Here is a 14,127-nt window from a genome sequence, read left to right as displayed (position 1 = left end):
CACCGGAGACCCCATGCGCCCAGGACCGAGCCAGGACGAGATCCGTCGACAGAACCTCGGTGCCCTGCTGCGTCACGTCCACGTCCACGGGGCGACCTCCCGTGCGGAGCTGACCAGCGCCCTCGGGCTCAACCGCAGCACCATCGGCGCGCTCACCGCCGAACTGGCCGGCGCCGGCCTCGTCAGCGAGGGAACGCCGAAGGAGACCGGCCGGGCCGGACGACCGTCCCTGGTCGTCCGGCCCGAGTCGGCCCGCATCTACGCGTACGCGTACAGCATCGAGGTGGACCGGCTGCGGGCCGCGCGCATCGGTCTCGGCGGCGTGGTGCTCGACCGCCGGGAGCTGGACCGGCCACGTGGTCTGGTCGCCGCCGACGCCGCGCCGCTGCTCGCCGGCGCGGTCAAGGAGATGCAGCAGGCGGTGCCCGCCGACGCGGTCTGCGTCGGCACCGGGGTCGCCGTGTGCGGCATGGTCCGTCGCCACGACGGTCTCGTCCGGCTCGCGCCCACCACCGGCTGGGTGGACGAGCCGATCGGCGCGGCACTCGGCGCCGAGCTGGGCATCGACGCGCCCGTCACGGTGGGCAACGTGGCCGAGGTGGCCGCCTTCGCGGAGCACGCGCGCGGCGTCGCCGCGGGCTGCGACAACGTCATCTACCTGTACGGCGACGTCGGCGTGGGTGCCGGCATCATCGCCGGTGGCCGGCGCGTGACCGGCCACGGTGGATACAGCGGCGAGGTCGGACACATGAAGGTGGTCCGCGACGGCGAACGCTGCGAGTGCGGCGCGCGGGGCTGCTGGGAGACCCAGATCGGCGAGCACGGGCTGCTGCGCAACGCGGGGCGTTCCGACGCGCGGGGTCGGGACGCGCTGCTGGCCGTCTTCGACGCCGCCGACCGCGGCGACGCGAGGGCCGCCGCGGCGGTACGCCAGGCCGGCGACTGGCTCGGCTTCGGCGTGGCGAACCTGGTCAACATCTTCAACCCGGAGATGGTCATCTTCGGCGGGACCATGCGCGACCTCTACCTCGCCGCCGCCGCCCAGATCCGCAGCCGGCTCAACGCCAACGCGCTGCCGGCCTGCCTGGAGCACGTCCGGCTGCGCACGCCGAAGCTCGGCGACGACGCCGCCCTGATCGGCGCCGCCGAGCTGGCCTTCGAACGGCTGCTGGCCGACCCGCTCGACGTCGGCTGACCGGCCGCCCCGCCGTCCCGTGTGGATTTGGGTGGGGGCGGTGCCGATACGGCTGAACTGATCGGGCGGCCCGTCCGTACCAGTGGGCGTCCGGCGGCCGACGGGGCGGCCGCCGGATCACCGTGACCGGCCGGCACCGAGGAGGCACCGCAGACATGGCACCGCTCAGATCCGCCCGTAGCCGCCAGGGTCACCGCCTGCGCCGGGCGGCGGTGCTGCTCGTCGCGATCGTGGCGGGGATCGGCGTACTGCCCGGCGCGGGCGTCGCCGCACCCGCCGGCGGGCAGCAGCTCAACGCCGCCGACATGACGCTGCTCAACGGTGTGCGGTTGGCGGGCCTGTGGGAGATGCCGGCGGGGCAGATGGCCGCGGAGAAGGGCCAGTCCGCCAAGGTGCGGGAGATCGGCGCCGGCATCGCCAGCGAGCACCAGGAGCTCGACCAGCTCGTCGTGGACGCGGCCAACAAGCTGCGCACCACCATCCCGTCCGAGCCCACGGACGAGCAGAAGGGCTGGCTGGCGGAGATGCAGAAGGCCTCCGGCGCCCGGTTCGACCAGATCTTCGTGACCCGGCTGCGGGTGGCGCACGGCAAGATCTTCCCGGTGATCGCCGCGGTCCGCGCCAGCACCCGGGACGCCACCGTCCGCAAGCTCTGCGACGACGCCAACCGGTTCGTGCTGCACCACATGCAGATGCTGGAGAGCACCGACCTCGTCCGCTGGCCCGAGCTGCCGCCCGCGGCGCTGCCCGCCCCTGGCAGCGACGGGCTGCTCGCCGCCGCGTCCGCGAACACCGGCCCGGGGGTCGGCGTGAGCAGCACGGTGGTGTGGCTGGTCTTCCTCGCCGCCCTCGCGACCGGCGGCCTGGCCACCTACCGCCTGCTCCGCCGCACCTGACCCCCGCCCTGCGCCGCCCCCGGCCTGCGGGGGCGGCGCGGTCAGGGGGTGGGGCCGTGCCAGGAGCGCCAGAGGGCGGCGTACGAGCCGTCGGCGGCCACCAGTTCGTCGTGCGAGCCCAGCTCGGTGATGCGGCCGTCCTCGACCACCGCCACCCGGTCCGCGTCGTGGGCCGAGAAGAGCCGGTGGGCGATGGCGATGACCGTCCGTCCCTTCAGCACGGCGGCGAGGGACCGCTCCAGCTCCCGTGCGGCGCGCGGGTCGATCAGCGAGGTGGCCTCGTCCAGCACCAGTGTGTGCGGGTCGGCCAGCACCAGCCGGGCCAGCGCCACCTGCTGCGCCTGTGCCGGGGACAGTGGATGGCCGCCGGAGCCGACGCGGGTGTCCAGCCCTTCCGGCAGCGCCTGCGCCCAGTCCAGCGCGGCCACCGCCGCGAGTGCCGCCCGCACGTCTGCCGCGGTCGCCGTGGGCCGGACCATCGCCACGTTCTCGCGCAGCGTGCCGATGAAGACGTGGTGCTCCTGGGTGACCAGCGCGACATGGGAGCGCAGCTCGGCCAGCGGCAGCGCGTCCAGCCGCCGGCCGGCCACGGTGACCGAGCCCGCGTGCGGCGCGTGCACCCCGGCGAGCAGCCGGCCGAGCGTCGACTTGCCGGCGCCGGACGGGCCGACCACGGCGAGCTTCTCCCCCGGCTCGGGCACCAGGGTCACCCCGTGCAGCACGTCCCGCCCCTCCCGGTACGCGTACCGCACGTCCCGGGCCGCCAGCCGCCGGTCCTCGTCGGCGCCGCCCGCCGGCCCGGCACCCGCGACCGCGACGGCACCGGCGACCGCCACGGCCCCGCCCGCGGCGGTCACGGGCGGTGCCGGGGCGGTGCGCGGCTCGGCCACCCCGAGCAGTCGCGCCATCGACGCCCCGCCGACCTGCAGCTCGTCCAGCCACGAGAGGAGCCGGTCCACCGGATCGATGATCTGCTGCACGTAGAGCGTGGCGGCGGTGACCTGCCCGAGGCTCACCCACCCCTTCAGGTAGAACCAGCCGCCGATGAGCAGGGTCGCCACCACCGGCACCACGTAGCCGATCTCGGCCACCGGGAAGAAGACGGTCCGCAGGAAGAGCGTGTACCGCTCGGCCGCGTACGACCGGGTGATGTCGCCGTCGGTGCGGGCCCGGCGGCGCGCCTGCTGGCGCAGCGCCTCGGTGGTCCGCGACCCCTCGACCGTCTCGCTGATCCCGTCGGTGATGTCCGAGTAGGCGGCGTTCTCCCGCAGGTAGGCCGCCGGCGCCCGGCGCAGGTACCAGCGGGTGCCCGCCCCGAGCACGGGGACCGCGATCAGGCAGGGGAGTGCGAGCAGCGGGCCGACGAGGATCAACGCGCCGATGACGAAGCCGATGGTGACGATCGCGATGAGCGTCTCGGGCACCGCGAGGCGGACCGTCCGGGACAGCGCGGAGACGTCCCGTGAGGTGCGGGTGAGCAGGTCGCCGGTGCCCGCCCGCTCCACGGTGGCCAGCGGCAGGGCCAGCACCCGGTCGACGAACTCCTCACGCAGCTCGGCCAGCACCCCCTCGCCGAGGCGCGCCGAGGCCAGGTGCGCGAAGCGGACCAGCACCGCCTGCACCACCACGAAGCCGGCGATCAGCAGGGCGATCCGGTCCACCGTCACCCGGGAGGCGCCCCGGGAGATCCCCTCGACGAGGTCGCCGAGCAGGCGCGGCGCGACCAGGCCGGCCGCGGCGGCCAGCGCGTGCAGGCCGAGCGCCGCGGCGAGGGCACGTGGATGCCGGCGGACGAGCGCCCGGGCGTAGCGGCGGACCTGCGCCGCGTCGGCGACGGGCAGCATCGTGGCCATCAGTTCTCCCCCCGGCTGACCGTGGCCCGGTAGCGCGGCTCGCTGCCGTACAGGTCGGCGTGGCGCCCTTCGGCGACCACCTTGCCGTCCTCCACGAAGATGACGTGGTCGGCCTGCCCGAGCAGCAGTGGGCTCGTGCTGCAGACCAGGGTGGTCCGGCCGGTCCGGGCGGCGGCGAGCCCGGCGGCGATCCGCGCCTCGGTGTGCGCGTCGACGGCGCTGGTCGGCTCGACCAGCAGCAGCGTCTCCGGATCGGCGACCAGTGCCCGGGCCAGCCGGAGCCGCTGCTGCTGGCCACCGGAGAACTCCCGGCCCCGCTCCGCGACCCGGCTGTCCAGCCCGTCCGGCAGCGCCTCGACGATGTCGGCGGCGCTCGCCGCCCGCAGTGCGGCGTCGAGCGCGGCCGGGTCGGCCCGGTCGTGCGGGTCCAGCTCGGCGCGGAGCAGGCCGGTGAACAGGTGGGCGTCGTTGTCGGCCACCAGGATCCGCTCCCGCACCGTCGCGACCGTCAGCTCCCGCAGCGGTACGTCGTGCAGCGTGGCGTCCGAGTCGACGTACCGGCCGAGCCGGTCGACGATCGACGCCGCGTCCTCGGGTGCGGTGGCCGCGAGCACGGTGAGCCGCCCCGGCGGCACCCGTACCCCGGACTCGGGGTCGACCAGCTCGCCCGGCCCCTCCGGCAGGGGCGTGGGCCGGGGCGGATCGGCCAGTTCGGGAGTGAGCCGCAGCAGCCGGACGACCCGCCGGGCCGCCACGTGGCCGCGGGTCAGCTTCTCCACCGCCTCGGTGAGTTGCCGCAGTGGGCTGACCAGGAACGCCGTGTAGCCGTAGAAGGCGACGAGCTGGCCGGGGCTGATCCGACCGGTCAGCGCGAACCGGGCGGCGAGCCAGGTGACGAGGACCAGGAACGCGCCGGGCAGCAGCACCTGCGCCGCCTCCAGCAGCGACTGGACCCGCGCCACCCGCAGGCCGTGCCCGCGCAGGGCCTGGGACTCGGCGCGGTAGCGGGCGGAGAGCACGGGTTCCCCGCCGACCCCGCGCAGCACCCGCAGCCCCGACACGATGTCGCCGGCCCGGGTGGTCAGCGCCCCCTCGGCGTCCCGGTACGCGTGCTGCTGCCGGTGCAGCGGCCGGATCAGCAACCCGACCACCGCCATCAGCACCGGTACGCCGAGCACCACGACGAGCCCGAGCGGCATCGACGCGTCGAGCAGGATCACCGCCACGGTCACGATCGCGACCACGGCGCCGGTGCCCCGGGCGGTGATGTCGACGGCGTGGCCGATCTGGTCGATGTCGGACGTGCCGATACTCACCACCTCGCCGCGGGCCACCCGCTTGGGCAGGGCCGCGCCGAGCCGGTTCGCGGCGGCCACGGTGAGCCGCACGGTCCGGTACGCGGCGGCGAGCCAGTTGCGCACGGCGCACTGGTGTCGCAGGATGCCGGCGACCGCCTGGAGCACACCCAGCCCGAACAGCACGAGACCCCAGGTGAGCAACGCCCCCTCGTCCCGGCGGCTGAGCCCGTCCACGGCCCGGCCGACGGCGGCCGGCATCAGCGCCTGCGCGAGCATCCAGACGACGCCGAGCAGGATGCCCGCGGTGAAGAGGATCTTGTGTCGGCCGGCCAGCCAGATCAGGTAGCGGGTCGCCGACCGGTCATCGGGTACGCCGGTGTCGCCGGCCGGTGAGAAGCGCACGACCCTCGACGCTAGGTGGCCGGGGGCCGTGCGCGCGAACCAATTTCCGGGCGGTGAGCAGGGCTTCCCCCGCCCGACGGGTCAGCGATCGACCTGCGTGAAGTCCCAGGAGTGGGGAGCACGGGCGACCAGCATCGGTGGCGGGTCGGGCAGCGGGCGGGGGTCGCTGCGCCACTTGGAGATGACCACCACCCGGTGGTCGGTGGAGGAGAAGACCTCGCTGGAGAGGTGGCGCGGATCGTGGTCGAACTCCGGCAGGGCCGTGTCGCAGACCCAGGTGACCAGGTCGGCGAGGCCGTAGGGCTCGGCACGGACCTCCCACATCCGGACGATCACGCCGCGTCCCCGGGAACGCTCACCAGGGTCAGGGGCATGGCCGAGTCGGCTGGCAGGTCCAGGCGGCTGGGCGCCACCCCGGAGGCGACCAGGTGGGACCCGAGCGCCGCCACCATCGCCCCGTTGTCGGTGCACAGCCGGGGCCGGGGCACGCGGACCCGGATGCCGTGCTTCTCCGCCCGCTGCTCCGCCATCGCCCGCAGCCGGGAGTTGGCGGCGACTCCCCCGCCGATCACCAGCGTGTCGATGCCGTGCGTGCGGCAGGCGTCCAGCGCCTTGGCGGTGAGCACGTCGCAGACCGCGTCCTGGAAGGAGGCGGCCACGTCGGCGACCGGTACCGGCTCGCCGGCCCGCTGCCGGGCCTCGACCCAGCGCGCGACGGCGGTCTTCAGGCCGGAGAACGAGAAGTCGTAGCGGTGGGTGGCGAGGTCCTTGGCGGCGGTGAGCCCACGCGGGAAGGCGATGGCCTCCGGGTCGCCCGACCGGGCCTCCCGGTCGATCGGCGGGCCGCCGGGGAAGGGCAGACCGAGCAGCCGGGCCACCTTGTCGAACGCCTCACCGGCGGCGTCGTCGATGGTGGCGCCGAGCGGGGTGACGCCGCGGGCCAGGTCGTCGACGAGCAGCAGCGAGGAGTGCCCGCCGGAGACCAGCAGCGCCACCGCCGGCTCGGGCAGCGGCCCGTGCTCCAGCGTGTCCACCGCGACGTGCGCGGCGAGGTGGTTCACCCCGTAGACCGGCTTCTCGGCAGCGACCGCGTACCCCTTGGCGGCGGCGACGCCGACCAGCAGCGCGCCGGCCAGCCCCGGCCCGGAGGTGACGGCGATCGCGTCGATGTCGGCGATGGTCACCCCCGCCTCGGCCAGCGCCCGGTCCATGGTCGGCACGATCGCCTCCAGGTGGGCGCGGCTGGCCACCTCGGGCACGACCCCGCCGAAGCGGGCGTGCTCCTCGACGCTGGAGGCGAGCGCGTCGGCGAGCAGGGTGTGCCCGCGGACGATCCCGACCCCCGTCTCGTCGCAGGAGGTCTCGATGCCGAGGATGAGCGGTTCGTCAGCCATGGGTCATTCCTCGTTCCGCTGCATGATCAGCGCGTCGGTGTTGCTCGGTTGGTAGTAGCCGCGTCGGATGCCGATCGGCTCGAAACCGTACGTCGCGTAGAGCCGCTGCGCGGGGGCGTTGTCGGCCGCCACCTCCAGCAGGATCCGCCGGGCACCGCGCCGGGCCGCCTCGGCGAGCAGCTCCTCCAGCAGGAGCCGGCCGATGCCCCGGCGCTGGGCGTCCCGCCGCACCGCGACGTTCTGCACCCAGGCCTCGTCGGGCGGGGCGAGGGTGAGCCCGGCGTAGCCGAGCACGGCACCGTCGTCGTCGGTGGCGATCCGGTAGTAGTGCCCGTTGGCCAGCTCGTTCCAGAACATGGCCGCCGACCACTGCTCCGCGCCGAACAGGTCCGCCTCGATCGGCAGCACCTCGTCGATGTGCCACCAGCGGAACCGGTCGAGCCGGACACCGCTCACGGCAGCACCTCGGTTCGGCCTCGCGGAGCCGCCCCACCCGGCACGCTCACGGGAGCACCGGCTTGCGGGCGGTCGCCGCGACCGCGTCGGGGCGACGCAGGTAGAGCGGGGTGAGCCGCTCGCCGGGCGCGCCGGCGCGGATCCGCTCACCGGCGAGGCGGGCCAGCGCGACCGGGTCCGGGTAGCGCGGCTCGGCGCGGACCGGCAGGCCCAGCACGTCGGCGTAGCGGTGCGCGCCGTCGCCGACCGCGACGGTGACCGCGAGGTCCCGGGCCCGCCCGGCGGCGACGGCGGGGCCGTCCACCTCCGGGCCGGCGATGCGCTGACCGGCGCCGTCGTAGACCGCCCAGTAGATCTCCTTGCGCCGCGCGTCGCTCGCCGCGAGGACCGGCTCGCCGGCGGCCGCCGGGTGGCCGATGCCGTCGAGCGAGCAGACGCCGTACGTCGGGATGCCCAGCACCTGGCCCATCGTGGCGGCGGTGACCAGACCCACCCGCAACCCGGTGAACGGCCCCGGGCCGAGCCCGGCGACGATCGCCCCCAGGTCGCCCACGCGGGCACCGGCCTCGGCCAGGACCGCGTCCACCTCGGGAGCGAGCAGTTCACCGTGCGCCCGGGCATCGACCGTGCACCGGTGCGCCCGCAGCGCGACGCCGGCCGCCGAGACCTCCACCAGCGCCGCGGTCACGGCAGGGGTCGAGCTGTCCACCACGAGTACGAGCACGGTATGCCAGCCTAGCCGCCCCTGCCGTCACGCCCGGTGACGCCCCGCCCCCGTGGCCACCCGGCCCGGCACGGCCCTCCGCCGCCCCGGTCACGCCCTCCGCCGTCTCGCGTCGCGCTCCCCCGCCGCCTCGCGGTCGCGCTCGCCGTCAGCCGGCCGACCGCTCCCAGTCGACGGTCGGCCGGCCGGCGTCGGCGAGGGCCTTGTTGGCCGCGCTGAACGGGCGGCTGCCGAGGAAGCCGCGCGGGTTCATCGGGCTGGGGTGGCCCGCCTCCAGCACCACGTGCCGCGGGTTGCGGACCAGCGCCGCCTTCTTGCGGGCGTAGCCGCCCCAGAGCAGGAAGACCACCCGCTCGGGCAGCGCGTCGAGGGCCCGGATGGTGGCGTCGGTGAACTCCTCCCAGCCCTGGTTGGCGTGCGAGCCCGGGGTGGCCTGCCGCACGGTCAGGACGGAGTTGAGCAGCAGCACCCCCTGGGCGGCCCACCCGGCGAGGTTGCCGTTGGGCGGCTTCGGCACGCCGAGGTCGTCGCCGAGCTCCTTGAAGACGTTGCGCAGCGACGGCGGGACGGCCACCCCCTCCCGAACGCTGAAGCTGAGCCCGTGCGCCTGCCCGGCCCGGTGGTAGGGGTCCTGCCCGAGGATCAGCACCCGACAGGCCTGCGGGGAGCAGAGCCGGTAGGCGGAGAAGAGATCCTCCAGCGGCGGGAAGACGGTCTGGGTGGCGTACTCCCGGGCGACGAAGTCGGCCAGCGCCGCGGTGCGGGCCGGGTCGAGGTGGGGGGTGAGCACGGCACGCCACTCCTCCGGCAGCAGCGCCAGCAGGTCGAGGGTGGGGACGTCAGCCATCGGCAACCTTTCGTCGGTCGGCCCTCTTCCTACCAGCCGCCACCGACAGCCCGACGGCACCCGCCGGTCGCGCCGCCGTGCCGCCCGGCGTGCTGCCCGACGGCGTCCGCTGAGGAGACCCCCGGGTCGCCCGCGCCGCCGGCCCCGGGGGCTGCGACGTCCGGCGGGGCCGTCAGGCGAGGCCGCTCACGCGCTGGGCCCAGTCGCCGCCGACCGGCTCCAGCTCGACGATCCGGGTGTCGTCGTCGCGGCGGTCGATGCGGACGCGCAGGTGCGCGTCGGCGAGCTGCTCGACCATCCCCTCGCCCCACTCGACCACGGTCACCGACTCGTCCACCGAGGCGTCCAGGTCCAGGTCGTCGATCTCCGCGCGCGGGTCGGCGGCGTCGCCCAGCCGGTACGCGTCGGCGTGCACCAACGCCACCCGTCCGTCGCGCGCCGGATCGGGCCGGTGCACCCGGGCGATCACGAAGGTCGGCGAGGTGATGTCGCCGAGCACCCCGAGCCCGGCGCCGATGCCCTGGGTCAGGGCGGTCTTCCCGGCGCCGAGCGGGCCCGTCAGCAGCACCAGGTCCCCGGCGCGCAGCACACCGGCCAGCCGTCGGCCGAACTCCTGCGTGTCCGCCACGGTGGGCAGCTTCACCACGACCTGATTCACCACTCCTCCAGGAACCTCGCCAGTGCGGCGTTGACCTCGTCCGCGTGCTCCAGCATCACCACGTGCCCACTGTCGGAGATCTTGATGAACTCGGCGTGCGGCAGCCGCCGGACGATCTCCTCCGAGTGGGTCACCGGTGTGATCATGTCCTTGTCGCCGACCACCACCAGCACCGGCGTGTCGGCCAGCGCGGCCAACGCCGGAAACCGGGAGTGCGTCGCCAGCGTACGCAGGTAGCGCGTGACGGTCTCCGCCGAGGTGCGGGAGTTCATCGTCTCCACGTACGACACGAGCGCGGGGCTCGGGTTGCGGCCGCCGAACCCGTACCTGCGGGTGAGCAGCCAGGCCACGTTCGACGTCGACTTGCGGGCCCTGTCGATGACCGTGCCGCCGTAGCGGGTGGCGTTGCTCATCATGGACAGCACCGGCCCGCCGACCCGGCCGAGCAGCGCGGGCGCCACCAGCTTGGTCTCGGCGAGCAGGCCGCCCGAGGTGGCCATCAGCACGGTGCCGACCACCCGGTCCCCGAACATCTCGGGGAACAGTTCGGCGAAGGCCATGATGGTCATGCCGCCCATCGAGTGGCCGACCAGCACCAGCGGCCCTTCCGGAGCCGTCCGGTCGATCACCCGGCGCAGGGTACGGCCCAGCACCGTGAGGTCGTACTCGCCGGTCTCCAGCCGGCCGGACCGACCGTGCCCGGGCTGGTCGTACGCGACCACCCGGTGCTCACCCCGCTCGGTGAGCATCTTGCGCTGGAAGTGGAAGGTCCCCATGTCCAGGCAGAAGCCGTGCACCAGCACCACGGTCGGCTTGCCCGGCGTCGGCCGTCTCGGCTCGACGACCTCGACGTGGATGTCGGTGCCGTCGGGCAGCTCCAGCTCGAACGCCTCGTCGTAGGGCTGCTGGCCGAACGGCTCGTGCGCGTACGGGTCGGCCGGATTCGCCTTCAGCCGGCGGACCAGGGCCCGCTCGGTGGCGACGCCGGCGGCCAGGCCGGCCGCCGCGACACCGACCGCCGCGCCGACGACGCCGGCGACCCGGCCGGCCGCCGTCCGGGGCCGGGGGATGCGGTACGGGCTCACGGCGCTTCCTCGGTTCGCGACCGCGGGGCTCGCGGCCCCGGCTCGCTCCTCGCGCTCACGGCGTTTCACCGTCGTAGACCCGTGGCACCCGGGTGCTGCCGAACCGGGTGACGATCTCGTAGTTGATGGTGCCCACCGCCTCGGCCCAGTCGTCGGCGGTCGGCTCGCCGTCCGCGCCGCTGCCGAAGAGCGTCACCACGTCGCCGGCGGCCACCGGGTCGTCGCCGCAGTCGAGCACGAACTGGTCCATGCAGACCCGGCCGGAGATGGTCCGCCGCGCACCGCCGAGCTGCACCGGGCCGCTGTTGGAGGCGTGCCGGGGCACCCCGTCGGCGTAGCCGAGCGGCACCACGGCCAGGTTCGTGTCCCGCTGGGTGGTGTAGGTGTGCCCGTACGACACGCCGGTGCCAGCCGGCACCCGCTTGGTGAGCATCACCCGGGCGCGGGCCGTCATGGCCGGGCGCAGCCCGAAGGTCTCCCCCGCCACCGGGGACAGGCCGTAGACGGCCAGCCCGGGCCGGACCAGGTCGAAGTGGGTGTCGGGGCGGGTGAGGGTTGCCGCGGAGTTCGCCAGGTGCCGGTAGCGCGGCCGCAACCCGGCCTGCTCGGCCATCGACAGCCCCTCGTGGAAGATGGCCAGCTGCCGGTCGGTGGTGGGGTGGCCGGGCATGTCGGCGTAGACGAAGTGGCTCCAGACCCCGACGACCTCGACGAGCCCGTCGGCCTGTGCCTTGGCCGCCGCGTCGAGCAGGGCCGGCCAGTCCGCGACGGTCGCCCCGCCCCGGGAGAGCCCCGTGTCGATCTTCAGGTGCAGCCGGGCCGGCCGCTCGGCCCGGCGGCCCGCCTCGATCATCTCGTCGAGCTGCGACAGGCTCGCGGCGGCCAGGTCGACGCCGGCGGCGACCCCCTCGTGCAGTGGCAGCCCCGGCGCGAGCAGCCAGGCCAGCACGGGCACGGTGATGCCGGCCCGGCGCAACGTGAGCGCCTCGTCGAGGGTGCAGACACCGAGCCAGGACGCCCCGGCGTCCAGCGCCGCGCGGGCGGCCGGGATCATGCCGTGCCCGTACCCGTCGCCCTTCACCACCGCCATCACCTCGGCGCTGGTGCCGGAGCGGAGCCGGCTCACGTTCTCACGGATCGCATCAAGATCGACGCGCACCTCGGCCTGCCACATGCGCCCAGCGTACTTTCCGCCGTGATCACGGCGCGGGCCGACGCGGCGACCACGCCGCCGGCAGCGGGGCCGCTGGCAGCCGGATCGGGCGTCCGGCCCGTGCGCGGGACGTTCAGCCCAGCCGGGCGACGACCGGGCGGAGCGCGGTCGCCACGTCCGGCGCGGTCACCGGTCCGCCGCGGGCCGCCTCCCGGCCGGCGAGCCCGTGCACGTACGCCGCCGCTGCGGCGGCGCGCTCCGCCGGCACGCCGCCGGCGAGCAGCGAGCCGAGCAGCCCGGCCAGCACGTCCCCGGTGCCACCGGTGGCCAGTACGGGGCTGCCGGTCGGGTTGACGTACGCCCGGCCGTCGGGTGTGCCGATGATCGTGCGGTCCCCCTTGAGCAGCACCACGGCGTTCATCCAGGCGGCGAGCCGCAGCGTGGCGGCGACCCGGTCCGCGCCGGGCTCCTCGCCGCAGAGCCGGGCGAACTCCCGGTCGTGCGGGGTGACCACGATCGGCGCGTCCCGCTTGCGCAGCTGGTCGGCGAGGGAGCCGTCGACCAGCAGGGTCAGCGCGTCGGCGTCGAGCACCACCGGCACCGGAGCGGCGAGCACCGCGCGCAGCTCGGCGGCGGCCTCGGCGCCGGTGCCGATCCCCGAGCCGCACACCCACGCCTGTACACGGCCGGCGTCGGAGACCCGCCCCGTGGCGATCACCGACGGGTGCTGGTGCAGCACCTCGGCGCGGGCCCCGCCCGCGTAGCGCACCATCCCGGTCGGCCCGGCCAGCGCGCCGCCGACGGAGAGCACCGCCGCGCCGGGATACGTGGCCGAGCCGGTGGCCACGCCCACCACTCCCCGGGTGTACTTCTCCGAGGCCGGGCCGAGGGTCGGCCACCACCGCACGACGTCCGACCACTCGGTCACGCGCAGCGCCGGCGAGCCCCGCAGCCACGGCTCCAGGCCGATGTCGACCACCTCGACCTCACCGGCGAGCGGCGCGGCCGGGCCCACCACCAGGGCCGGCTTCAACGCCCCGAAGGTCACCGTCACGTCCGCCCGGACGGCGTTCGGGCGTCCGGACGCGGTCACCGGCACATGGCCGGTGTCGACCACCACACCGCTGGGCACGTCCACCGCCACCACGGTGGCCCGTACGCCGTCCCGCCCGCAGCGCCCGGCCAGGCTCCCGGCCAGCTGCTCGGCGGTCTCCCGCAGGCCGCCGCTGCCCCCGATCCCGACGATGCCGTCGAGCACCAGATCGAGCACCGCCGGTGGGCGGTCGACCACCCGCCCGCCCGCGGCGCGCAGCGCGGCCAGCCCGTGGGCGTGCGCCCGGCCGGGAGTGAGGAGCAGGGCGCAGACCGCGGCGCCGCGACGGGCCAGGTGGGCACCCGCGTAGAGCGCGTCACCGCCGTTGTCGCCGGACCCGACCAGCAGCAGCACCCGGGAGCCGTACACCCCGCCCCGGTCGGCGAGGAGCAGCGCGCAGCGTCGGGCCAGCCCGGCGGCCGCGCGGTGCATGAGCGTCCCGGGCGGGAGCGTCGCCATCAGGCCGGCCTCCGCCGCGCGTACGTCCGCCACCCGCCACACCGGTCTCATGCCGCCGCTCCCGTCCTCAGCTACCGGGCACGCCCGCCGGCGGCCCGACCGATCTCACCGTTCCGCGACCACCATCGCCGACGCGATCCCGCCGTCGTGCGACAACGAGAGATGCCAGCGGTTGATGCCGCGCTCGACCGCGGCCGCGGCCACGGTGCCGGAGACGGTCAACCAGGGGCGGCCGTCCGGGTCCGGCACGATCTCGCAGTCGTGCCAGCTCAGCCCGGCCGGCGCGCCGAGCGCCTTGGCCACCGCCTCCTTCGCGGCGAACCGCGCGGCGAGCGACTCGGGCGAGCGCGGGTTGCCGGAGCGGGTGAACCGCTCGGCGTCGGTGAAGAGCCGCTCGGCGAGCAGCGGCGTCCGCGAGAGCGCCCGGGTGAACCGGTCGACGAGAACGACGTCGATGCCGACAGCGACGATCACCAGCCCACCCTACCGGCGGGCGGATCGCCAGATTAGGGGCCGGCTCCGCGCGGCGCAACGCCTGTGGACAACCCTCGGGTACCTCCACCGCCCGCCGTCCACAGGGCGCCCGCGGCGGGTGACCGGCCGCCTAGCGTCGC

14 protein-coding genes are annotated in these 14,127 nt (G+C 75.5%); 2 read left to right on the top strand and 12 right to left on the bottom strand.

The features are described 5' to 3' along the window. The first annotated feature begins 13 nt into the window (after window positions 1-13). Window positions 14-1,195 carry an ROK family protein gene (locus tag SM573_RS09570; protein WP_474611007.1) on the top strand — a complete coding sequence of 394 codons (1,182 nt, stop codon included), beginning with the start codon at window positions 14-16 and terminating at the stop codon, window positions 1,193-1,195. A gap of 155 nt (window positions 1,196-1,350) precedes the next feature. Continuing rightward, window positions 1,351-2,091, top strand: a complete 741-nt coding sequence (locus SM573_RS09565; RefSeq protein ID WP_474611008.1) for a DUF4142 domain-containing protein — start codon at window positions 1,351-1,353, stop codon at window positions 2,089-2,091. Window positions 2,092-2,132: 41 nt separating this feature from the next. Here the strand turns inward: SM573_RS09565 and SM573_RS09560 are convergent, their stop codons facing one another. From SM573_RS09560 to SM573_RS09505, 12 genes are all read right to left on the bottom strand, one after another. Beyond that, window positions 2,133-3,944: an ABC transporter ATP-binding protein gene (locus SM573_RS09560; protein WP_474615919.1), complete on the bottom strand. Its 1,812-nt coding sequence runs from the start codon at window positions 3,942-3,944 to the stop codon at window positions 2,133-2,135. Continuing rightward, window positions 3,944-5,644 (bottom strand): ABC transporter transmembrane domain-containing protein, encoded by a 1,701-nt coding sequence (locus SM573_RS09555; RefSeq protein WP_474615918.1) that lies wholly within the window; start codon window positions 5,642-5,644, stop codon window positions 3,944-3,946. The genes SM573_RS09560 and SM573_RS09555 overlap by 1 nt, the downstream gene beginning before the upstream one ends. Before the next feature lie 81 nt (window positions 5,645-5,725). After that, a complete protein-coding gene (locus tag SM573_RS09550; RefSeq protein WP_474611011.1) occupies window positions 5,726-5,980 on the bottom strand; it encodes a hypothetical protein in 255 nt (84 codons plus the stop codon). Then, window positions 5,977-7,038, bottom strand: a complete 1,062-nt coding sequence (tsaD, locus tag SM573_RS09545) for a tRNA (adenosine(37)-N6)-threonylcarbamoyltransferase complex transferase subunit TsaD (RefSeq protein ID WP_474611012.1) — start codon at window positions 7,036-7,038, stop codon at window positions 5,977-5,979. Before tsaD ends, SM573_RS09550 begins: the two co-directional genes overlap by 4 nt. A 3-nt stretch (window positions 7,039-7,041) precedes the next feature. Beyond that, window positions 7,042-7,494, bottom strand: coding sequence for a ribosomal protein S18-alanine N-acetyltransferase (gene rimI / locus SM573_RS09540; protein WP_474611013.1), 453 nt, complete (start codon window positions 7,492-7,494; stop codon window positions 7,042-7,044). Between the two features lie 46 nt (window positions 7,495-7,540). Beyond that, window positions 7,541-8,218: a tRNA (adenosine(37)-N6)-threonylcarbamoyltransferase complex dimerization subunit type 1 TsaB gene (gene tsaB / locus SM573_RS09535; protein WP_474615917.1), complete on the bottom strand. Its 678-nt coding sequence runs from the start codon at window positions 8,216-8,218 to the stop codon at window positions 7,541-7,543. Between the two features lie 148 nt (window positions 8,219-8,366). After that, window positions 8,367-9,065 carry a uracil-DNA glycosylase gene (gene ung, locus SM573_RS09530; protein WP_474611015.1) on the bottom strand — a complete coding sequence of 233 codons (699 nt, stop codon included), beginning with the start codon at window positions 9,063-9,065 and terminating at the stop codon, window positions 8,367-8,369. Between the two features lie 172 nt (window positions 9,066-9,237). After that, window positions 9,238-9,726, bottom strand: coding sequence for a tRNA (adenosine(37)-N6)-threonylcarbamoyltransferase complex ATPase subunit type 1 TsaE (tsaE, locus tag SM573_RS09525; RefSeq protein ID WP_474611016.1), 489 nt, complete (start codon window positions 9,724-9,726; stop codon window positions 9,238-9,240). Next, window positions 9,720-10,808, bottom strand: coding sequence for an alpha/beta fold hydrolase (locus SM573_RS09520; protein ID WP_474611017.1), 1,089 nt, complete (start codon window positions 10,806-10,808; stop codon window positions 9,720-9,722). The genes tsaE and SM573_RS09520 overlap by 7 nt, the downstream gene beginning before the upstream one ends. Window positions 10,809-10,863: 55 nt before the next feature. Next, window positions 10,864-11,982, bottom strand: a complete 1,119-nt coding sequence (gene alr, locus SM573_RS09515) for an alanine racemase (protein ID WP_474611018.1) — start codon at window positions 11,980-11,982, stop codon at window positions 10,864-10,866. 112 nt (window positions 11,983-12,094) lie between these two features. After that, entirely contained in the window at window positions 12,095-13,564 is a 1,470-nt protein-coding gene (locus SM573_RS09510; protein ID WP_474611019.1) for an NAD(P)H-hydrate dehydratase, read from the bottom strand. Between the two features lie 54 nt (window positions 13,565-13,618). Next, the gene (locus tag SM573_RS09505) at window positions 13,619-13,987 is read right to left on the bottom strand and encodes a holo-ACP synthase (protein ID WP_474611020.1); all 369 of its coding nucleotides are present in this window, start codon (window positions 13,985-13,987) and stop codon (window positions 13,619-13,621) included. Window positions 13,988-14,127 lie beyond the last annotated feature (140 nt).

The sequence above is a fragment of the Micromonospora xinjiangensis genome (genome assembly GCF_056150165.1).
Note: the sequence above shows the minus strand (reverse complement) of the source record. Positions and strands in the feature narration are given on the sequence as shown.